The organism is Mesorhizobium sp. WSM4815 (assembly GCF_055811575.1).
In genome coordinates this window covers 143,604-164,671 of record NZ_JBVVQS010000088.1, presented here as the reverse complement: position 1 = coordinate 164,671, position 21,068 = coordinate 143,604, and the positions used below count along the sequence as shown (strand labels likewise).

At 60.0% G+C, this 21,068-nt stretch carries 15 protein-coding genes and 4 pseudogenes; 4 read left to right on the top strand and 15 right to left on the bottom strand.

Features of this window, described 5'->3' with window-relative positions; all coding sequences use genetic code 11:
* The 3 pseudogenes from AC0L2B_RS11675 to AC0L2B_RS11665 form a co-directional block, all read right to left on the bottom strand.
* A pseudogene (locus tag AC0L2B_RS11675) lies at nucleotides 1-206 on the bottom strand (ATP-binding protein); the annotation flags it as partial.
* Between the two features lie 449 nt (nucleotides 207-655).
* A pseudogene (locus AC0L2B_RS11670) lies at nucleotides 656-1,579 on the bottom strand (NAD(P)/FAD-dependent oxidoreductase).
* A gap of 587 nt (nucleotides 1,580-2,166) precedes the next feature.
* A pseudogene (locus AC0L2B_RS11665) lies at nucleotides 2,167-2,509 on the bottom strand (oligopeptide/dipeptide ABC transporter ATP-binding protein); the annotation flags it as partial.
* Between the two features lie 123 nt (nucleotides 2,510-2,632).
* Between AC0L2B_RS11665 and AC0L2B_RS11660 the strand changes: the two are divergent.
* Entirely contained in the window at nucleotides 2,633-3,364 is a 732-nt protein-coding gene (locus tag AC0L2B_RS11660) for a hypothetical protein (RefSeq protein ID WP_473745456.1), read from the top strand.
* A gap of 535 nt (nucleotides 3,365-3,899) precedes the next feature.
* On the opposite strand, the gene AC0L2B_RS11655 is transcribed toward AC0L2B_RS11660, so the two are convergent.
* The 9 genes from AC0L2B_RS11655 to nifH all read right to left on the bottom strand — a co-directional run bounded on the left by AC0L2B_RS11655 (nucleotide 3,900) and on the right by nifH (nucleotide 13,745).
* Nucleotides 3,900-4,787, bottom strand: coding sequence for a universal stress protein (locus AC0L2B_RS11655; protein ID WP_473745455.1), 888 nt, complete (start codon nucleotides 4,785-4,787; stop codon nucleotides 3,900-3,902).
* A gap of 97 nt (nucleotides 4,788-4,884) precedes the next feature.
* Nucleotides 4,885-5,574, bottom strand: coding sequence for a response regulator transcription factor (locus tag AC0L2B_RS11650; protein ID WP_473745453.1), 690 nt, complete (start codon nucleotides 5,572-5,574; stop codon nucleotides 4,885-4,887).
* A gap of 106 nt (nucleotides 5,575-5,680) precedes the next feature.
* On the bottom strand, nucleotides 5,681-6,160 hold the full coding sequence (locus tag AC0L2B_RS11645; RefSeq protein ID WP_473745452.1) for a NifX-associated nitrogen fixation protein: 480 nt from the start codon (nucleotides 6,158-6,160) through the stop codon (nucleotides 5,681-5,683).
* A 21-nt stretch (nucleotides 6,161-6,181) separates the two neighbouring features.
* On the bottom strand, nucleotides 6,182-6,676 hold the full coding sequence (gene nifX, locus AC0L2B_RS11640; protein WP_473745466.1) for a nitrogen fixation protein NifX: 495 nt from the start codon (nucleotides 6,674-6,676) through the stop codon (nucleotides 6,182-6,184).
* Nucleotides 6,642-8,024, bottom strand: coding sequence for a nitrogenase iron-molybdenum cofactor biosynthesis protein NifN (gene nifN / locus AC0L2B_RS11635; RefSeq protein WP_473745451.1), 1,383 nt, complete (start codon nucleotides 8,022-8,024; stop codon nucleotides 6,642-6,644). Before nifN ends, nifX begins: the two co-directional genes overlap by 35 nt.
* The gene (gene nifE, locus AC0L2B_RS11630; protein ID WP_473480579.1) at nucleotides 8,021-9,523 is read right to left on the bottom strand and encodes a nitrogenase iron-molybdenum cofactor biosynthesis protein NifE; all 1,503 of its coding nucleotides are present in this window, start codon (nucleotides 9,521-9,523) and stop codon (nucleotides 8,021-8,023) included. The genes nifN and nifE overlap by 4 nt, the downstream gene beginning before the upstream one ends.
* Nucleotides 9,524-9,583: 60 nt before the next feature.
* A complete protein-coding gene (gene nifK / locus AC0L2B_RS11625; protein ID WP_473745450.1) occupies nucleotides 9,584-11,125 on the bottom strand; it encodes a nitrogenase molybdenum-iron protein subunit beta in 1,542 nt (513 codons plus the stop codon).
* A 131-nt stretch (nucleotides 11,126-11,256) separates the two neighbouring features.
* On the bottom strand, nucleotides 11,257-12,759 hold the full coding sequence (gene nifD, locus AC0L2B_RS11620; protein ID WP_473646289.1) for a nitrogenase molybdenum-iron protein alpha chain: 1,503 nt from the start codon (nucleotides 12,757-12,759) through the stop codon (nucleotides 11,257-11,259).
* Between the two features lie 92 nt (nucleotides 12,760-12,851).
* Nucleotides 12,852-13,745, bottom strand: a complete 894-nt coding sequence (gene nifH / locus AC0L2B_RS11615) for a nitrogenase iron protein (protein WP_404926324.1) — start codon at nucleotides 13,743-13,745, stop codon at nucleotides 12,852-12,854.
* 633 nt (nucleotides 13,746-14,378) lie between these two features.
* Here nifH and AC0L2B_RS11610 point away from each other — a divergent pair.
* From AC0L2B_RS11610 to rpoN, 3 genes are all read left to right on the top strand, one after another.
* Nucleotides 14,379-15,596, top strand: a complete 1,218-nt coding sequence (locus tag AC0L2B_RS11610) for an MFS transporter (protein WP_473480585.1) — start codon at nucleotides 14,379-14,381, stop codon at nucleotides 15,594-15,596.
* Between the two features lie 1,394 nt (nucleotides 15,597-16,990).
* A complete protein-coding gene (locus tag AC0L2B_RS11605; RefSeq protein WP_065010713.1) occupies nucleotides 16,991-17,524 on the top strand; it encodes a peroxiredoxin in 534 nt (177 codons plus the stop codon).
* Nucleotides 17,525-17,701: 177 nt separating this feature from the next.
* Nucleotides 17,702-19,111 (top strand): RNA polymerase factor sigma-54, encoded by a 1,410-nt coding sequence (gene rpoN, locus AC0L2B_RS11600; protein ID WP_473480587.1) that lies wholly within the window; start codon nucleotides 17,702-17,704, stop codon nucleotides 19,109-19,111.
* On the opposite strand, the gene AC0L2B_RS11595 is transcribed toward rpoN, so the two are convergent.
* The 3 genes and pseudogenes from AC0L2B_RS11595 to AC0L2B_RS11585 form a co-directional block, all read right to left on the bottom strand.
* Nucleotides 19,090-19,734 carry a nitrogen fixation protein NifQ gene (locus AC0L2B_RS11595; RefSeq protein WP_473488630.1) on the bottom strand — a complete coding sequence of 215 codons (645 nt, stop codon included), beginning with the start codon at nucleotides 19,732-19,734 and terminating at the stop codon, nucleotides 19,090-19,092. The two genes, rpoN and AC0L2B_RS11595, sit on opposite strands and share 22 nt — an antisense overlap.
* Nucleotides 19,735-20,158: 424 nt before the next feature.
* The gene (locus AC0L2B_RS11590) at nucleotides 20,159-20,728 is read right to left on the bottom strand and encodes a nuclear transport factor 2 family protein (protein WP_473745465.1); all 570 of its coding nucleotides are present in this window, start codon (nucleotides 20,726-20,728) and stop codon (nucleotides 20,159-20,161) included.
* Between the two features lie 126 nt (nucleotides 20,729-20,854).
* A pseudogene (locus AC0L2B_RS11585) lies at nucleotides 20,855-21,025 on the bottom strand (ferredoxin); the annotation flags it as partial.
* Between the last annotated feature and the right edge of the window lie 43 nt (nucleotides 21,026-21,068).

The window sequence follows — 21,068 nt, the reverse complement described above, 5'->3', positions numbered from 1 at the left end:
AAGCGCGTGCCGCGCTCGGAGTCAACCAGGCGGATCGTGCCATCATGCGCTTTCAGCAGGGCCAGAACGATGCCGAGACCCATGCCGGTGCCGCCGCAATCGCGGCGCGTGGTGAAGAATGGCTCAAAGATGCGCGCCCGGTTGCTGGGCGAAATGCCGGCGCCCTCGTCGCTCACCGGGACAATGGCCTTGCCGTCCGCGGTCGCGACTGCGAGGAAGGCAAAAGCCTGTCCTCGTTGGGCTCAAGGTCGGCAACATCGACAGCGGGCGCCAAACCCACGCCAAGGGCGAGAAGGACGCGTGTGATGCTGTCGCGCAGCTTTTCCGGATGTTACGGCGGCTTCTAGCGGCTACCTCCACCAAAGGATTTGGCTTTTTCAAACGGGCGCGGCTCGTTCTTCGAGGGGCTTCCATGGGATGACGTCTCACAAATGCGTTCGAAAACTCCCATGCATGAAGCGTGCCGGAAAAGAAGCCTGCCCAAGCAATGAGTTCTCGAATTCCAGCTCGTCCGGAACCCGACATTGTCGGATAACCTACGGATGCGGGCAGATGGATGCTCGCGGCAGTGACCCTTCCACACCGCAGGCCGGGCAGGGTCAGGTCAGGCATCCACGGGCTGGCCCTCCGCGGCAGCATGGTAGGCCAGATATTTTCACTGTGTCGGAATACGGTCGGCCACGTGTTTGGCATCATGCCAGACGCCCCAGAAGAAGCTGGACCCTCTTTGCGACTGCCAAGGTAAACCCAGGAATTGAGCCGGGCTGGCTCGAGACGCCACGGTGGTGCCTTGGCCGGCCCTTCTCGTCGAAGGCGTCGACCTTCAGCCAGCTGTAGTCGACAGCAAAGCCTGTCGCCCAGACGATCGCCGCTATCCCGGCCTCGGCCAGGTCGAGCCCGCGGACCGGATTGGTCCCGCATTCGGATCCTGGTCGATCCATCCAGCAGCGACATCAAGCTTGCGTCGCCGCGGGCAATGTTTTTCGCCAGATCGGGCGCGAAGCTCATCACGCCGTCCTGGTACTTGCTTGCCATGCCGAGGAGCGTAAGCCCCTGCGCGGCCAGACGACCGAAGTCGATCGTCTCGCCGCCGCGCGCGCCGCTCACCGCGACCGTGACGTGTTCGGTGCCGGGTCCCGGGGTCTCGGCGTCCCACTTGCCGAGGACGCCCAGCCACAATTAGAAGTCGCGCCCGCGATAGGCCCGCGGCGGGCGATCGTGATGGGAATCTGGAAAGGTCCGGTCGCGGCGATGATGCTGTTGGCTTCGATCACGCCGTCCGACGTCTCGACGCGGAATCCGGGCCGCCCGACATTTCTTTCCCCGAGCTTGACCTCCACGCCGCAGCATCGCGCATTGATTTGCTTTGCATAAGCGACAAAATAGTCGGCGACCTCCTCCTTTGGAGGCAAAGTCATCGGGACCGGTCCCCGGAAACTCCATGCCCGGGAACCGGTCATACCAGGCCGGGCCATTGGCAACGAGGGAGTCCCACCGCTGCGAGCGCCAGCGTTCGGCAATCCGGCCGCGTTCAAAGATTAGGTGAGGCACCCCCGCACTTGCTCAGGTGCTCGCTCATAGCCACTCCCGCTTGGCCTCCGCCAACGACAAGCGTGTCCACTTTTCAAGAGTCATATCGTCCTTTTCTTCCTACCCAGTTTTCTGCGAATGCGGCGGCGGTCTGATTCGCGATTTACTGAATGGACCCAAATGCGAAAATGAGCATTTCCTGTGCCAAGGGTTAGCCTGTCCCCAATGCTCGGAGGGATTGCCGACGATGTGCAACGGGACGGGATGTCCCGGATCAGCACCATTGGAGAAAAGTGATCGAACGGATGTCTGAATTTTTTGCCGTTCCCGCTCAAATCCTTTGTTCCTGACGTCGGCGTGCGTTGCCGACGCCATTGTCTTCGGCGATCTCTACCCAAGCAGATCCCGTGGGGGCTTCGGGAAATTCGTCTCGGTCATTGGTTTGGTTGAAAGTAGGGGCCCTGCCGGGGAGGGGCACCGGCAGGGCGCGCCGCGCCTAAGTCGGGACCCGGGGCGACCTAACAGCGATGGAGGCTTTAGAGACGTCGACACGGCCGCACAGCAGCTGGGCGCACACACGACCGCGAATTGATCCTATCCCGATGCCGCCTCTCTCACCCCCGCCTCCTCTTCGGGCTAAGGCTTGAGTTTGATGACCGGCTCCATCACTGCGAAGACCGCGTCGTCCGGTAGGTGGCACTTGATATTATGGCTACCGGGCAGCTTTCGGATGGGCGGAACCTCGCGCTCACAAATTCCTCTGGGAACCAGATGCTTGCGCGGACAGCGCGTCTGGAAGGGGCAGCCGCTCGGCGGATCCATCGCCGAGGAAATGTCGCTTCGAGCACAATGTGTTTCTTGACGACACAGGTGTCGGCAATCGGGATCGCCGACAAAAGTGCATCGTATAAGGGTGGTAGGGCGGCGACAATATCTGTTCGACGATGTGGCCGAGATACGTGACCACCACACGGTCGGCGGTTTGGCATCTCGAATGTTCAGATGATTGGCCACCCAGTGGGGCCGCCAGCAGTGCCATGCGTACTGCTCGGCGGAAAGGCGAAGTGCAGGCGAGAACATTCATCGTGCAGATCAGAGCATAATGGCAATCGATTGGAGCGATGACTCGACGAGCGATATACGGAGCCGCTTCGTCGCGTGGTGGGCTGCATCTGGGAGAATTGAGATCAAAAAATTCCTCCTACAGCTGAAACGGTTTTTTAGCGGTCAACCAGCTTCCGAAACCTTCGGCAACGAGCGCGATGTTAGCTTGGGTTCCAGTGGCATCGACCGGATCGCCGATTGCGAAGGCGACAGCCAATCTTCGACCCGGGAAAGCGATCACGGATCCTGCGGCGAGAAGGCATGGGACGAACTCTCCGGTGACAATGGCCGCGACGAACCGCGCATTTTTGGGAGGGACAATGACAAGCTCTGCGGATCCGGCGCAGATGTTCTCTACGCTGGAAGCAGCAAGCACTATCTGACCGCGGGCGTTCACTCACGGCTCCAGGATCGGATGAGCGGCTTCGACCCGAGGTTCGGGTGGAAGCCGCACATCATCGTGCTCGTCGATATCGAACGAGATACCTTCATTTTTCATAGGGTGGGGTTCTACAGAGACGGTTTTGGCCCGAACTCCGTTGACAACGCCAGCGTAGTGTCCGGCTATCCGGCGAGCTGGTTTTACAACGGCAAGCCACGTAGGGCCTTTGCCTCGGGCGCGCCGGACAGCGGCGCACCACTGCGCACCGCAACCATGCCGGCCGTGGCCGGAGACCAGAAGGTTTTGCCCTCCTGCGAGATCATTATCTTTCCCTTTAAACGAGCGTGATTCCGAAGCGTGACAATCGGTCTCGACCATTAGAGGAGCTGATCAAAAGTCGTCTTTGGCTTCCAACCGTGTTTGGTGGCCGCCTTAGCAGCCCCCGCCAATCGGCAGGTCCACCTCGGCCGGACCGAAATAGCCGCTTGTATCCGGATCAGGGCCTGTTACTCCTGCGTTAGCGGCCTACCTCGTCAATGCCTTCCCCTTCCAGACGATCTCCCTCCCAACACGCCTGAAGGCAGCCTCGACAAAGCTGCGGACCGCATGCGTCCCGCGGTCGCGAGCACAATCGTCAGCTCGTGGTGCTGCAGGATGCGCCAGGAACGCGAGCGGTTAAGTTGAGTGGTGTACCCTAGGCATCAGAACTGGGAGGACTCCGTTCCACTTTCCGCCTTGCGCATGACTGGAGAGATTTCCGGCGGGCGTCTCCTCCCGAGCAATGCTTTTCATGTTCAATGATTGTTTCGATGGAGCGCATCTACGGTATGAATGCAGGCATCACCGTTGAGCTTCGAACAGCATCGGTGCGGCTCCGCAGCCGTCATCGAGCCAAAAACAGCGGCAATGTCGGCTTCTCAAAGATCCATCTCGTCACGCCGCCAAAGAGCCGCTCACGCAGCCGACGGTTGCCATAAGCGCCCATGACTATCATGTCGGCGGACGTGTCGATTGCGTGCTGCGCAAGCACCGTGGCCGCCGGTTTGCCGGCACTTGGCAACAGGTCAACCGACACCCGAGCACCGTGCCGAGTGAGATAGGCAGCGATGTCGGCTCCAGGCTTCGCGCCGTTCCCGTTATAGTTCGCCTTCGGATCGACCAGGGCAACACGAACTTCCTCAGCAGCGCATAAGACACCCAGCGCTTCCCGAACCGCACGGGACGCCTCGACTCGCGAATCCCAACCGACCAGGACGCGCCGTGGCCACAAGGTCGCCTCAGTGCCCTTCGGCACAACGAGCACCGGCCTTCCCGTATCGAACAAGCAGCCGTTGACAACAGGAGGTCCGAGATTCTCGTCATTGAGGAGACACGGTCCGATGATCGTGAGGTCGGCGCAGAGCGCCCGCTGTCGTGCCACTTCGCCCAGGCTTGCCGGATCGCAATAGTCGGTGTCAACGTCATAGGCGAGCGACATAGCTCTCAGCAGTCTCTGGATATCTTTGGAGCGTCTTTCCATTCTGGCCACGTCCTGTGTAAATCGATCGATTTGTCGAAACCGATCATTCAATCTGGCAATTGCCTGTCCACGTCCTCCAGGCCATTCGGGGACACCATCTCCGATCGACGGATACGACATAAGCAGCATCGGAGGCGGTATAACCAGTACGGAAAGGTGCGCGCCGACTTCGGCACACAAGCCGGCGGCAATTCTGACGTCCTGATCGGAATTGTCAGCGCCGGTCGCACAGAGTACGCTTTTAAAAGCCATTTGCCTGCTTCTCCTGAGTATTCGTTTAGGGGCGTTTCAGGCCGCAAGACCGGCTCACCGCGCGAGGGAAGGGAGTGGCACTACACCCGCATTTGATTTAGTCGTCCGGCTTCTCGAGCGAGTAGCCGGCCGACCTGACGGTGCGGATGACGCTGCTGGGCGAGGTCGCCTGCAGGGCCTTTCTGATCCGGCTCATGTGGACATCGATGGTGCGTTCACCGACATGGATATTATCCGGCCAGGCTGCACGTTTCAGTTCGTCCCTGGTGAAGACTCTGCCGGGAGTTTGAATCAGCAGCCGTAGCAGGTTGAACTGGATGGGCCCGAGATGGATATCGTGGCCATTGCCACGAACCCTATGGGCGTCGACCTTCATCTCGAGGTCGCCACAGCTGAGCCAGCCGCCGTTCTCGACCCCGTTGTGCCCCAGCTTCGCCCGCAGAGAGTCGAGCAGCTTGGCCGGCGCGAACGGCCGCACAAAGAACTCGTCAATGTCTGCCGTCAAGAGATCTAGGTGCTGGTTCTCGGCGCCGGGCGCGAATAGCGCAATGATAGGCACGCCGCTGGTTCGCGGCTCCCGTTTGAGCCGAGCGCAGACTGCGGCCCCTGTTGCGTAAGCTGGCCCGCAGTCCAGCACCACTGCGTGGAACTCCCGTTCGGCGACGGCTGCAAGTGCTTCATTCATGCCGCCTGCCAACGCACTGGTAAAGCCGTCCGCCTCCAGTATGTGGCTTAGGAACAGATAGAACTCGGCATCTTGCGAACAGATCAGGACGAGTGGCTTCATCGGTGCTACTCGAAGAGCTTCATCCGACTGGACGGCGTCGGCTGCGACGGCTGGCCATCGCGGCTGCTCAAGATTGTCATGGCCCCTGTGCTCGAAACCTGCTTCATCACGCACGCGCCACCTCGGGATAGGTCTCGATGGTGGCGATTGCGTCGCCGACCAGTTTCGTGCCAGCCTGAGCGAGCTTCCGGAACGTCTCGAAGCCGAACCGGTGGACGTCGCGCAGCGTCTTCGACAGAGCGACCAACCGCCCGGCCGTGAAAAGCACGCGCCCAAATCCTTCATGGCTCAGCTCCATCATCGGCGATGCCATCAGGCCGCAGCGCTCCTCGATCGCAAGCCCAACGGCGGTGTAAAACATATCAAGCCTCCACAGCACGTCCGGATCGGGATCGCCGATGATCGGAATTGCACGGCGCTGTTCCTTAGTGATGATGAACGCGGCCAGCAGCTCGGCGTCCGCTTTGCCTTCCCACGCCCCGTAGGAATCCTGAGCACGGACTAGCCGCACGAGGCATTTGAGGAACGGGCTGGCAAGCGCCACCTCGTCCTCAGCGACAGCAGGGCTAACCGCAGGGCCAGACATTTCGCCTTCTCCTCATTTCAGTCACTCGTCCTCGAAGGACGGTTTCTTCTCCGCGACACCTGCCTCAGCCAGCACTTTGCGGAGCCAAGGGGGAGGACACGTCCTGAGCATCATCTGCGTACGCAACAGCACCTCTTGGATACTCTGAGGCTGCCGCACCTTGATCGGATGGATCTTTGCCGAAACAAGCTTGGCTGCCGAAGGTCCGCCGATCGCCAGACAAAACAGGAGGTGGCAGCCCTTCAGCGCTTCCACCTTGGGTGCGATGCGGTCATACCCCTCGGTCCGATGTTTCCCCTTTTCGTCGGAGACGTCGTCGAAGACAACGGCTTCCACGAGGTTCCATTCCTCGCGCGTCACATCGTAGATGACAAAGCGCTTGGCGGACCCGAAATGTGCATTGAGCTCCTTCATGTCCTGGGTTGCGATTGCCACGCGCAAAGCGCCTGCTTGTCGTTCACGCATCGGACCTTGAACCTCGTCAGTGACGAGTGAGAGGCGACGAACGGGGCCCACCTGGCGTTTCCCGCTTGCGGAATGGATCAAGTTCCTCAGGCGTCGGCGCATGCCGGTCGGCTTGGAACATGTTGGCAACCTCGAAAACCAGATCACGGGTCCCTTGATAGAGGATTGAGAGCTTGTGCTGGCTGCCGAGCCGGTCGAAGACGGGGAAGCCGACTCGCATGAGCGGAATGCCAAGGCGCTGCGACGCCTGGCGTCCATGTGAATGGGTGACCAGAAGATCAGCGCCGCCGGCAAGCGTTTCCAAATCGCCGAGATCGCCGATCTGAATCGACTCCGCCGGTACCTTTTCCAGAATTTTCGACATATCGGTCGTCGTGACCGCCGCCGCGATTTCGGAGCCCATGTCCACGAAGAAGGTTGCGTATTGGTAGAGTTGGTCTGGTTCAGCAGCGATCGCAATTTTCTTGCCTCCGAAATGGAAATGTCCATCGAGCAACGCATCCTGCAATTGCGCCCGCCGACGGCACACGCCTGCCGGCACAGGCTCGCCAGAAATCGTGGACAGCAGGGAAACGAACTGATCGGCGCGCTTCAATCCGGTCAGCGACTCGAACAGCACGTAAGGGACGCCGCTCACCTTGTGCAGCACCTCGGCCGGCCGGCGCATATGCTCGCCGATGGCGATGCAGTGCTCGGCCGCGCCGAACTCACGGATGTGCTCGACGCTCGTACCGCCATAGGTGGTCGGAACCCAGTGGTCTGGTACAGTACCGTCAAGCGAGCCTGAGAGGTCCGGCAAAATCACCGGCTGCAGCCCAAAGCTTTCAACCATCTCGCGCAAATGCTCGATATCAGCCACGGTGAGGTTCCAGCCGGGCAGGATTGCGATCTTCTTTGACTGGCGCGCCCGCTCGCCAGGCCGCGTAATGCCTTCGATCATCGCGGTGACAGCCTTGGCCCAGCCCTCTTCGAGGGCGCCGCGGAAATCCGGCGTGTTGGCCAGCACGATCTCCGTACCCGCGAGTTCTTCCGCCCGTTTCAGCCTGATGTCCGCGATGTCGCCTGCGGAATCCTCGCCACGGGTTTCCACCAGGGCCGTCGTGCAGACGCCGATCAGCTTTGGCTTCGTGCGATTGTTGAGATTGAGGATCGCCTCTTCCAGATTGTCCGCCCCGCCGAGGATGGTCGCCACTTCATCCATCGCGGTGGTCTGTAGGGAGATCGTTTCCTTGAAATGCCGCACTAAGAGCACGAGCGCGAAGCTGGTGCAGCCTTGGCTGCCGTGGAGCAGCGGCATTGCGCCCTCAACCCCGAGAAAGGCCAGGGCGGCACCCAGCGGCTGTGACGATTTCAGTGGGTTGACCGAAGCTGATTTGGTCTGGGAAAAAATGCGGGTCATCGGATTTCCTCAACACCAGCCGAAATAGTCCGCGTTGTGCCGGCGAATTCCTGGACAGCGCGCATGGTCGCCGTGTCATTCTTGGTGCTCGGCAATTCGTCCTTCACATCGGGCTGGCACTCCCACGGGGCCCGCTCGCGCACCTGGCACCACATCGGGTTGTGAATGGCGAGGTCGATCTGGCGTACGAGTTCCACCATGCCGTCGTAACCGGCGTAAGGGTATTGGCGCTCCTGGTTGATGTCGAGCCAGGGCGTCTTGGCCTTAAGCGCGACGAATTGCGTGCGCCCGCCCGACAGCATGATATCGGCCTTGCCTTCTGAGAGCATGGCGTAAAGGTCGCGCGCTGCCATCTGCTCGAACACGTGGTTGTCGTCCTTTAGGATCTGTTTGATGCGCTCCTTGTCTTCGACCGTGGATTTCTTGACCGAGGTGCCGACGATCTCCAAGCCGATCTCCATCAGCGCATGGAGGACCGACCAGGACTTCACGCCACCCGTGTTGAGCAGCACGCGCTTGCCTTTGAGCCGCCGCCGGTAGGCCTTGAGCTTCTTCCATGCAACCGCCTCCTGCTCAGCGATCAGCGTCTCTGTGCGGTCGAGGATCTCCCGATCGGCGCCCTTCCTCACCAGCAGCTCAGCAATTTTGCGGAGGGCTTCCGAGGTGTCCGAGATCCCGTAGAAGGAGCCCTCGAAGAAAGGGATGTCCCAGCGCTTGTCCATCTTGCGGGCTAGATTGATGAGGGCCGTCGAGCACACCACCATAGCCGCCCGGGCGCGGTGCGCGGAAGCAACGTCGAGATAGCGCGCGTCGCCCGGAATGCAGGCGCGTACCCGGATCCCGAGCCGATCAAGGAGCGGCTTTATCAGCCAGAATTCGCCGGAAAGGTTGAATTCACCAAGGATGTTGATGTCGTACGGCCCGGCGTCGTCGGGTTCCACCGTGCCGATGACATGGTCGAGCAGCGCCTCGGCGGCGAGCTTGTTGCCGAGGTTCTTGGAGCCGGCCAATCCCGGCGCATTGATCGGAACCACGGCCAAGCCGAATTTTTCGGCGGCGCGTTTACAGACTGCCTCGATATCATCGCCGATGAGCGCCGTCACGCAGGTCGAATAGACAAAGACTGCCGGCGGCGCATACGCTTCCTTGATTTCGCGGATCGCCTTGAAGAGCTTCCGCTCGCCCTGCCCCATCACCACATCGAGTTCGGTAAGGTCGGTCGTGAAGCTTGTGCGCCACAAGGTTGGCCCAGACGAAGCAGCACCTCGGTTGTCCCAGGAATTGCCCTCGCAGGCGAGCGGCGCATGGACCAGGTGCGCAACGTCAGTGATCGGCTGCAGGACGATCTTGGCCCCGTCAAACGCGCAACCGCCCGCTGCCGCTCCTGGCGTCAGCGGCCTTGTGCAGCCCTCCTTGCGCGCCTTGGCGTCCTTTCCACGGTTCTTGTCGCAGGCAGGCTCGTCGAAAACGTCCTGGATCTTGGCACTGAGCGCGGTCATCGCGTTAAGCCCCAAAGCCAATTCGGCAACGAACCGCCTGGGCGAAAAGCCGGCCGTCTTTTAGCGGGTGAGGTCATAGGAATAGTCCGTCACGCCCGTCTGGCTCGTCTCGCGATCGAGCTTGTCGAAGATCTTGTCGAGGATCGTGGTCAGCACGCGTAATCCGCCCTGGTAGCCCATGAGCGCAAAGCGATGGTGGTGGTGCCGGTCGAATATCGGAAATGTCAGCCGGATCAGCGGCGTGCCGGTGTCGCGCTCCAGATACTTGCCATAGGAATTGCCGATCAGCAGGTCCACTGGCTCGGTGAAGAGCAGAGACCGCATAGCCCAAAGGTCCTTGCCCGCCCAGACCTGAGCGTCCTTGCCGAAGGGCGAGGATGCAAGCAGTTTCTTCAACTCGGCTTCCCACGCCGAGGTGCCGTTGGTGGCGAGGCAATGTGTCGGCTCGCCGCCCGTTTCCATGACGAAGCGGGCCATGGCGTACACGAAGTCCGGGTCGCCGTAGATCGCGTATTTCTTGCCGTGCAGCCAGGACTGGCTGTCCGCCATGGCATCAATCAGTCGGCCGCGCTCCAGCCGGATTGCCTCGGGGATTTCCTTCCCGGAAAGCGCCGAGATCTTCATCAGCAATTCGTCAGTCGCCTGGACGCCGAGCGGATAATGGAAGGAAGCCGTGGCCTGCCCAACTTGCCCGCAATAGTCCAGCGTTTTTCGGGTGTTGTAGTGCTGCAGCGAAAGCGTTGCCTCAGCGTCGAGTGCCCCCCTCACCTCATCAATCTTCGTGCCGCCGTCGTACATCCGGTATTCCCCGTCCGATGGTGTATCGAACTGGTCAGACGCGTCCTGGATGAAGGTGTAGGAAACACCCATTACATCGAGCAGACGTTTGAGTTCCCTGTTGTTGCCAACGCAGAAACCGTCGAAGCCCGGAATGACGTTGATGCTTCCCTTGGTTTCCGTACGCTGCTGGCCCTTCCAGAAGTGCTCCAGAATACCCTTGAGCATGCCGTCATAGCCGTCGACATGGCTACCAACGAAGGCTGGTGTGTGGGCAAAGGGCACGTCAAAGTCGAGCGGGACTGACTTTTCCTCTTTGGCGTTCTCGATGAAGCTGTGCAGGTCGTCGCCTATGACCTCCGCCATACATGTCGTCGACACTGCGATCATCTTGGGATCGTAAAGCTGGTAGGTGTTGGCGAGCCCGTCGACCAGGTTCTTCAGGCCGCCGAACACTGCCGCGTCCTCGGTCATCGAGGAGGAAACCGCCGAAGCAGGTTCCTTGAAATGGCGCGACAGGTGCGAGCGGTAATAGGCCACGCAGCCTTGGCTGCCGTGGACGAAGGACATGGTCCGCTCGAAGCCCGCGGCCGCGAACACCGCGCCGAGCGGCTGGCAGGCCTTGGCGGGATTTATTACCAGCGCTTCCCGGGCGAGGTTCTTTTCGCGGTATTCCCAGGTCTTGGTAAATTCGCCTTGATCGGTAACGATCTGATCCGGGTGCGGACATTCGAAATTCAGCTTCTTCTCGGCGAGCATTTGCCTGTATTCCGGCTCGCGGAACAGGGGAGCGTGGTCGAGAATCTTTTCGGCCGACTGCGGCATTGGTATTCCTCTTTTTAATCTGGCCGCGCATTCGGCAGCTCAGATAGATCGAGACGTTTCCGGTAATCCCGAGGCTCACAAGCTCGCGGGGTTCATGGTCTCTCTGGGGAGACTAGGCCAGGACAGGGCGTCTATTCGGCAGCTATCGCCCGCCCACTGGGCGGGCGTTCTTTCCAAGGGGCCTGGTAGAGATCCCAGACCGGATTGTTGATGGCAAGATCCACGTCACGCGCGAAAATGGCAAAGCCGTCATAGCCGTGATAAGGTCCCGAATAGTCCCAGGAGTGCATCTGACGGAACGGAATACCCATCTTCTGCACCGGGTATTTTTCCTTGATGCCAGAGCCCACGAGGTTGGGTCGAACTCCCTCGATGAACTTCTCCAACTCGTAGCCGGTAACGTCGTCATAGATCAGCGTGCCGTTCTTTACGTAATGACCGGTGCGCTGATAGTCATCGTTGTGGCCGAACTCGTAGCCAGTGCCGACGATCACCATGCCGAGGTCCTCGTAAGCTGTGATGACGTGGCGGGGGCGCAGGCCACCGACGTATAGCATGACGGTATTGCCTTCGAGACGCGGCCGGTACTTGGAGATGACGGCGTCAACAAGCGGTCTGTACTTGGCGATCACCTTCTCGGTTTTCTCCTCGATTTCCGGCCCGAAATGCTTGGCTATGCTGCGCAGAGAGGTCTCGATCTGGGACGGTCCGAAGAAATTGTACTCCATCCAGGCGACGCCATACTTTTCCTCCATATGCCGGCAGATGTAGTTCATCGAGCGGTAGCAGTGGATGAGATTGAGCTTGGCCTTTGGCGCGCGCTCAATCTCGGCCAGTGTTGCGTCGCCCGACCAGTTGCCGACCACGCGCAATCCTATCTCCTCAAGCAAGATGCGCGAGGCCCAGGCGTCGCCGCCAATATTGTAGTCTCCGATGACGTTAACATCGTAAGCACCGGCCTCGAACTCGACGTCCTTCTTGTCGAAGACCCAGTCGCGGATCGCGTCATTGGCGATGTGGTGGCCGAGTGATTGCGAGACGCCGCGGAAGCCCTCGCAGCGCACCGGCACGATAGTCTTTTCGTACTCCTTGGCTTTCTTGCGAGAAACTGCCTCGGTGTCATCACCAATGAGACCGATCGGGCATTCGGATTGCACGGTGATGCCGTTGTTCAGCGGAAACAGCATCTCGATCTCGTCGATGATCTGTTCCAGTTTCTTGTCACCGCCGAAGACAATGTCTTTCTCCTGGAAATCGGAGGTGAACTGCATTGTCCCGAAAGTGTCGATGCCCGTTGTGCCCACATAGTAATTGCGTCGCTGTGACCAGGAATATTGGCCGCAACCGACGGGGCCGTGCGAGATATGGACCATATCCTTGACTGGGCCCCAGACCACGCCCTTTGAGCCGGCATAGGCGCAGCCGCGTATTGTCATCACACCGGGGATGGACTTGATGTTCGATTTGACGTCGCATTCGGAAAGGATCTCACTTTCCCCGCCAGCCTCACCCCCGCTCTTTGCGATGCTGAGGTGTTTTTTGCGGCGCTTCGCCGCTTTGTCGGGATATTGCGATAGCACCTCCTCGATAAGCTTCGCATGGAGAGCACCATCATTCTCGTATTCCAGGCTCATGGGACCCCTTTCAAGGTGTCTGATGACGCCCCACCGATGAGGCGCCCGTTCTTTGCAAGACGCCCAACTCGAGAGGCGACCAATATCGGTCGTTACTGGGCGGCCGTCTTGGCCGCTTCCTTGGCCTGAAGCTCAGCAAGCATCTGCTCGTCGGTTTTCATGATGCCGAAGTCGAGCAGCATGTCCTCGAGCTCCTCCATGGTGATCGGCGTCGGGATGGTGCCCTGGCCAGAATTGGCATGGATCTTCTCGGCCAGCGCGCGGTACTCTCCGGCCTGCTTGGAATCCGGCGCATACTGGATAACTGACATCTTCCTGAGCTCGGCGTGCTGGACGATGTTGTCGCGCGGCACGAAGTGGATGAGCTTGGAATTGAGCCTGGAAGCCAGGGCTTCAGCGAGGTCGAGCTCACGGTCGGTTTGACGTTCGTTGCAGATCAGGCCTCCGAGCCGCACGCCCCCCGAATGGGCATATTTCAGGATGCCCTTGGCGATGTTGTTGGCGGCATAGAGCGCCATCATCTCCCCAGACATAACGATGTAGATTTCCTGCGCCTTGCCCTCGCGGATTGGCATCGCGAAGCCGCCGCAAACCACGTCGCCGAGCACATCATAGGAGACATAGTCGACATCGTCATAGGCGCCGTTCTCTTCGAGGAAGTTGATTGATGTGATGACGCCTCGGCCGGCGCAGCCAACACCCGGCTCCGGGCCGCCGGACTCCACGCACTTGATGCCTCTGTAGCCAATCTTGAGCACGTCCTGCAGCTCGAGATCTTCCACCGAACCTTCCTGCGCCGCCAGATGCAGGACAGTATCCTGAGCCTTCGAGTTCAGGATCAGGCGGGTGGAGTCGGCTTTGGGGTCGCAGCCGACGATGAGGATTCTCTGCCCGAGGTCGACCAGGGCGGCGAGTGTGTTTTGGGAGGTGGTGGACTTGCCGATGCCGCCCTTTCCGTAAAAGGCGATCTGACGCAGACCTGACATTATAGATTTCCTTCCTTCGTTCCATCCGTCGCGGCTGGCCGCAATATGAATGCCGATGGGCAGCTTTTGCAGCCTCACACCGAAAGGGTCTCAAGACTCGTGCCAAGTAGACTTGCTGATAACGAACAGGGATTTTTTCGTTTGTGTCCCGCGAGTTAGCCTGAGCTTCAACAAGTGTTTGCTGCCAGACAAGTGATTGTCGTAACAAGCCCTGTAGCGAACCCGACAATGCCCGACACAAGGCGTCAGCTTCGAGACCGACACCTGAAGAACTCGGGCCCTCGAGCTAGAGCCGACCTTCGGCTGCATACAGGCGGCGGCAAAGCGACGGGCTTGCGCGCCGCCGCCGCGGGACATCAGACGTGCGTGCCCGGTAGCTGGTTGCGCATGGCTGGTTCGAGACTGGCCCCCGCGAAGTCGGCATGGAACATGCCTGATGCGACGACTGCCGACGATCACATCCTGGTCCGGCTCGGAGAACCGGCACTGATATTGCACGCGGCGCTGTCACAACATGTCGGGCAGCGATGAACATTCCCTTCGTGCGACGCCGCCAGCAACGGCGTGCTCCATGAATGCGGGTCGCTGCAGCGAACCCATGTTGCAGTTGCACCCAAGCTGGCGAGCTTATTCATGACCGAATCCGCGACAGGCTTCATGGAGATTTTTCTGCACGGCCCAGAAAAGCCGGATCAACGATCTCGTCCCGCATGGGGCGCGGTCATATCGCTTGCCCTGGGCACCTTTGGGTTGGTGGCGGCAGAGCTTTTGCCTGCCAGCGTACTGACGCCGCTCGCGCATGATCTGCATGTCACAGAGGGTGCGGCTGGACAGACGATGACAGCGACGGCGATTGCTGCGGCGATCTCTGCGCCGACGATCGCCTTCATAACAAAGCGCCTGGACCGCAGGATCGTCCTGTGGGCGATGATGCTGCTTCAGATCCTGTCCAACGTTCTGGCGGGTGTCGCGTGGTCGCTGCCGGTTTTCCTAGCGGCACGCGTCGTGCTCGGCATTGCGCTTGGAGGCTTCTGGTCGATTTCGGCATCGCTGGCGATTCGGCTGGTTCCAAATCATCTCCTGCCGCGCGCCCTATCAATCATCCTCACCGGCGTTTCGGTCGCTATCGTTTGCGCGCCTCCAGTCGGCGCCTATGTAGGCGACATCTGGGGATGGCGAGCCACCTTTATGATCGCCGCAGCCGTCAATGGCGTTACATTGCTGGTGCAACTCGTAACCATTCCGACGTTGCCGCCGGTTGAAATGGCTGGACTCCGCGGTCTGCTGAATGTGATCAAGAAGCCAACTATCAGGGTCGCGCTTTTGGTCGTACTGCTGGTCGCTTCTGGGCACTTCGCCAGCTTCACCTATGTCCGGGCCTACCTCGAGGAGATTCCCGCCCTCCGAATCGAGACGATCTCATTGCTGTTGCTCGTTTCCGGCGTATGCGGCTTCTTCGGCAATTTAGCCGGCGCATTCCTGGCGAAACACAGCCTCAAGGCAGTCGCGGCGCTGCCGCCCCTGCTCATGGCGATAGCCGCTGTCTCATTGCTGATGCCTGGAGCATCGGCCTCCGCCTCGGCCATTGCGGTTGCTGTATGGAGCTTTGGCTTCGGTGCGGTGCCGGTGGGGGTACAGACTTGGATGGTGCTGCGCGCCGTTCCCGAGCAGGCCGAAAGCGCCGGTGTGCTGATGACATCAACGTTCCAGATTGCCATCGCAGCCGGCGCGATCTTCGGCGGTTTGCTTGTGAACAATGTCGGCGTCGCCAGTGTGTTTGCCTACAGCGCGGTTGCCACGTTCCTCGCAGCCCTCACGGTGTTCCTATTCGGCCCGAAACGCACAACCTAACCAACCTCTGACGGGAAAGACCTTCAGCTCAGCGCTCGCGATGCAGCCGCACCAGCCGCGCGGCGCGATCCCGCCCACGACTACTTTGTCGGTTCAGGCCTTCGTCTCGCCTAGATATGACCTGGGTCGCGGCTACCACCCGATGGGGCCTGGACCAGTGCCGGGCGCCTCGCCTCGCCGGTTTCACCGTTCGCGGCTACAGGAAGTGCATCAGCGTTCGCCCGGGCGGAGTTGGTCAGGTTACGCAGCCCGGGCGAGCGCGGGTCGCGCTAGGCAGCTGATGGATGACCAGGTGCCGTTCTTGAGGCGTAGCCTCGTCGATGTCCTGAGATTGCAAGGTGTCAGCGCTAGGGCTTCACCGTCGCGGATAACTATGTCCGACAGCCTCATGGCATGGACTCTTCCCACTGGCGGAGCCGACGAGCTTGGGAGATAGGGCGTAATCTGCTCTTCAATCATCGTTTGAAGGTCAGGCATCGTATGTTCAGCAACCGCGAGCTAGCGAGACGTCAAATCATCTCTTGCAACGCCGACGTTAGGGCGCAGCCGAGGGTCTCGCTCGAATTGCGGACGTCCCACCGACAAGATCATCGACCGCAATTTGCGTGCCCGGGTGGCGCTCCGTTTGCGTTGCGCCCCTTCCCGCTAACCAGCGGCGGCTTGGCGACGTTTCGGTCGGCCTTGCGACAATTCTAGTTCCGTTTCCGACACAGAGGTTTCGATGGACACGCACGGCGAAGCCAGTTGGAACGCCAAGCATGTCATGATCGTGGCCGAGCCAAATTCGATCCTCATCGACTCGGGATCATGGCGATTGCCGAAGAGCGGCCGCCATGAATTGCTGTCACAGGCGTGCGTTCGCGTCAGTCATGCCTCTGCCAACACCGCTACTAGGAGCGCACTGTGCCCCCTCGCTGCGGTGGTGCCCGCGGCTGCGCCGTGGGCATGGGCATAGCGCTGTGTGGTGTTTGCCAGCCGGCGGAAGCGCAAATATCCGCGCTACACACCGACGGCTATGGCGCGCATCCCGCGTGGCGAAAGACGTCGTCCGAAAGGGGAGTGCAGAAGCAGCTTCATTGCAAATGGCATGTCTCTTGCTGCTCGTGCTCAGAGCCCATTGAACACGATGAAAGCGGATACCGAACCATGGCTGGCACGCGAAGCTCTAAACGATCGGCGAAGGCGGCGGTGGTTGTCCTCGCTGAAGACTGCGCATCGCCCGGTTTGGAGATCCGAACATCTGGAGCCGGGCCGTTCCCATAGACCAGAAGGGGGAAAGAATCGGGAGCCGCGTAGGGCATTGTCTCGCGCCCTGGCCTGGCAGCACCCCAGCGCGGCAATCCGATAGCCTCAGTAAAATCCAGTGCGCCAGTTTCTTCAAAAGGAGCAAGTTGATGACCGGTCAAAAGAAGGTCCCATTCGTCACGTTTCTGACGCGTGTTCGCGATGATTCAATCCAGGGGCCAAATCCGTACCGTTGGGAAGAAAAAACATCCGACGACTACTTTGCCGGCAAACGCGTCATCCTGTTCTCCCTGCCTGGCGCTTTCACCCCGACCTGCTCGACCTACCAACTGCCCAATTTCGAAGATCTCTACGAGGATTTCAAGAAAGAAGGAGTTGACGCGATCTACTGCCTCTCGGTCAACGATGCCTTTGTCATGAACGCATGGGGAAAGTCCTTGGGGCTGCAGAAGGTCGAGCTGATCCCGGACGGGTCTGGCGAGTTCACGCGCAAAATGGGCATGCTGGTTGCCAAGGACAATCTGGGCTTCGGTATGCGCTCGTGGCGCTACGCGGCTCTGCTTAATAATGGCGTGGTGGAGCAGTGGTTTGAGGAGGAAGGTTTCTCCGACAACTGCGAGACCGACCCCTATGGCGTCTCATCCCCGCAGAACGTCCTTCAATCATTGAAGGACGCTGCGTGACCTTTTGCACATCGACCATGCGCAACTGCGTTTTGGACGACACTGTGTGCAGAGCGCAAAGCTCTGGAGGCGCGCGGCCCGTGAGGTCGTTCAGTGACGCGGCTTAGAAGCGTCGACCTGTGAGAGATCTAATTAGCCACCGCCAAGAGCTTCTTTGACAGGAATACCGAACCGACCATGAAATCGTCCTTCAGCCTACTTCAGAAACAGTCTCTTGCGGCATCGCCTCAACTCATCGAGTCGATTCGCCTGTTGCAGCTGACGCATGCCGAACTGCATCAGTTCGTGGACCAGGAGCTCGAGAAAAATCCGCTTCTGGAGCATGCGCCAAACGACGAAGGGTGGTCTGGCGAGGTTGAAGGACCGAACTGGGCAAGGTCCCCGGACCTGCCCAGGCAAGGGAAATCCCAGCTCAGCACGACGAACACCACGCCGGGCGAGCGTCCTGCCTACGAGGAGTTTGTCGCCTTAGCGGAAACGTTGCACGACCATGTCGCTCGTCAGATTTCCCTCACCGCCTTCACACCGCACGAGCGGCTGATTGCTCATCAGCTTGCCGGGCATCTGGATGACACTGGCTATCTTCGGGTAAGTCCTTCGGACTTGGCTGACACCCTAAACGTCGGGCTGGCCCATGTGGAACGGGTGCTGGGCGTCTTGCAGCACCTCGATCCACCGGGAATTTTCGCACGATCGCTCAGCGAATGTCTCGAGATACAGTTGCGCGAGCGAAACCGGTTCGACCCGGCGATGGCGGTTTTGGTTGCCAACCTTGAGATGCTTGCGCGACGCGATTTTCAGACATTGAAGCAGCGTTGCGGCGTCGATGAAGAAGATCTTCTCGACATGTTGCAGGAAATCCGTGCGCTTGACCCCAAGCCTGGAAACAGATTCCAGTCGGGAACGCCGGAATGCGTGATACCGGACGTATGGGTCCTGCGCTCGCCAGGAGGTGGATGGCAGATCGAACTTGATCCGAACACGCTGCCCAAGGTGCTGATCAACCAAAGCTATGTCGCGGAGGTTTCCTGCCGAGCCGCCAAAAAATCGAAAGACATGACATTTCTCAATGAATGCTTGCAAAACGCGAACTGGTTGATCCGCAGCCTCGATCAGCGCGCCAAGACGATCCTTAAGGTTGCCACCGAAATCGTGCGCCAGCAGGATGCCTTTCTGGAATATGGCGTCGCCCACCTACGGCCCCTCAATCTTAGGACGGTCGCTGACGCGATCAACATGCATGAGTCGACTGTAAGCCGGGTGACCTCGAACAAGTACATGGTTACCCCACGCGGCGTGTTCGAACTCAAGTATTTCTTCACTGTCGCGATCGCCTCCTGTGAAGGCGGTGACGCGCACTCCGCCGAAGCTGTCCGCCATCGGATCAAAGCGATGGTCGCCGAAGAATCGCTTGATAACATGCTTTCTGACGATGACATCGCTGACCGGCTCAAGGAATGCGGCATAGATCTCGCTCGCCGCACGGTCACCAAATATCGCGAGGCGATGAACATCCCCTCCTCCATACAGCGGCGCCGGGAAAAGCGCTTGTGGCGGGACGGCGATCAAGGCCTCAAGGCCTCGTGACCAAAAGCGGCCCCTAAATCAAATGTGACGCGTTCTTCACATTCGCCCTCCTCCGGGCCGAAGCAACCGTCGAAATCGCTACATTCCCGGCAATTGGGCGCAGTGCATAGCAAAAACCCTTCGGCCTCACAGAGTTTGCGGTAAAAGTACTTCTTCCATTTCATGTTTTGGGTATTGCCGGCTGCAAGCATCGGGAAATGGGTGGCAAGCAGGCGGTTGAGCTCGGCCCGATTGAGAAGACCAAGATCCTGCCACAGATGGTCATCGCGCATGGCGCGCCGGGCGACGATCTTAGCGAAGCGCGCGCTCGCCGGGTCGCTCGGCCGGGCATGCGCCAGCAGAAGGCCGCGCAGAAGTTCTTCCTCCATGCCCCGCTCAGGATCGCTGACGTCTTCCAAGGCTAAGGCCGCCATAGCGGTTGCGGACAAACCCAGGGGCAGGACCTCGCGCAGCTCGGCAAGGGACAGCCCTGTTGACTCCGTCGCTGTCGCTTCGCCAGCCTCGACCTCCTTGAGCGCACACGAGAGAACGCAGGCAAGAACATGCTCGTCGAACCCCCTCTCCGGCTCGATGCTGGTGGGCCATTGGCCGGCGCCGACACATGCGTCTTTCTGTGCGGACATGGTCCCGTTCTCCTGGTTTGTTTTCGCGATGCAGCGGCCCTGCCGAGAGCACATGGGTCCGACTACGGGCACCGCCGGCGCGGGCTCAACCCCAATACAGCGGGCCGCGGGTCGACCGCATGACCAAGCTGGCCTTCGAAGTCACCGCGCTAAACCATGACCCATAGCGTTGTTGATGGGGGGATGATCCGGTCTCCCCCAGTTCGGTCTGGCAGCATTGTCCCTGGTCGAAATCTCTCAACTGGGTCCGTAACGCGATTGGACAGTTTCAGGATCGATGAGGGGCTCTGCCAAGCTCCAGCAAATCGATACCACCGGCGTCCTCGGTGCGCTCACGGTTTCAGACCAGAGCGTTGCCGCTCTCACGCGGGGGTTCCTGCCGGCCCATCTTTCCCTTGCAGGTGGCGCGGTGGCGTTGGAAGTTTCACAGTCCGTAGTCATACTGATGCGGTCCCAAGGTTGTGATGGCACTGTCATGAGAAGCAATGCGGCGCTCCCCGAGCGCATAGACAGGATCGTCCGGATACGGTGCTCCAATCGGCTGTCGCGTGCCGAAGCGTTCTGCCTCCAGCACCGACGATGGGATCTGCTCCTCGAGCCAGTCATAGACAACGGTCCGTTCGGCAATCCGCCACTCCCCTGCCCTCTTTTGAAATAGATCGCAGTAGCGCCCGCTTAGCAGCATCTGGCGTATTTCTCCGTCTTTGTCCGGTCCGCGTTGCAGCGCGGTGAAATAGCTCTCGACTGCGGCCTCTGCCGGGTTGATGAATTCGACAAGGATGTTCGTGATCTGATGGATGTTGCGCGGTCCGGTCTTGAAGACGCCGAGCGCAAACCGGATGAAGCCCTCTGCCGAGCCGCAATAGGCCCCGTGATTGTCATGTGCATCTGGCCAGTAGGCGCTGCGCAGTGCCGCTTCATCGGCACGGTCTATCCCGCGGCAGTACCGATAGAGGCAGTCACGGATCGCCTCACGGTCGAGCAGTTCGACGATTTTCGCTTGGCCCGTCGGGTCTGCCGCAAATTCGGTGGTTCCGACGTGTTCCGGGACCTCTGTCTTCGGTTTGAGGGTGGCCTCCGAAGCGATTAGCGCAGCGGGTGGATCGTCGATTTCCAGCGCAAGTTCGGGGCAGGATCTCACCCCATCCGACGCAAGCAGTTGCTCCGCGTCCGCAACCTCGATGTCACCGGGGAGGATGTAACCCGCCTCATCCAGCTTAAAGACTGCCGGCGCTCGCGCCGCGCATTGCGCATGTCCCTGACATCTGGCTTGGTGAACGATGATGCGCAAGGCGACCTCCAACGTCTGTGCCCCAGCTCAGGCCGGGCTAGGT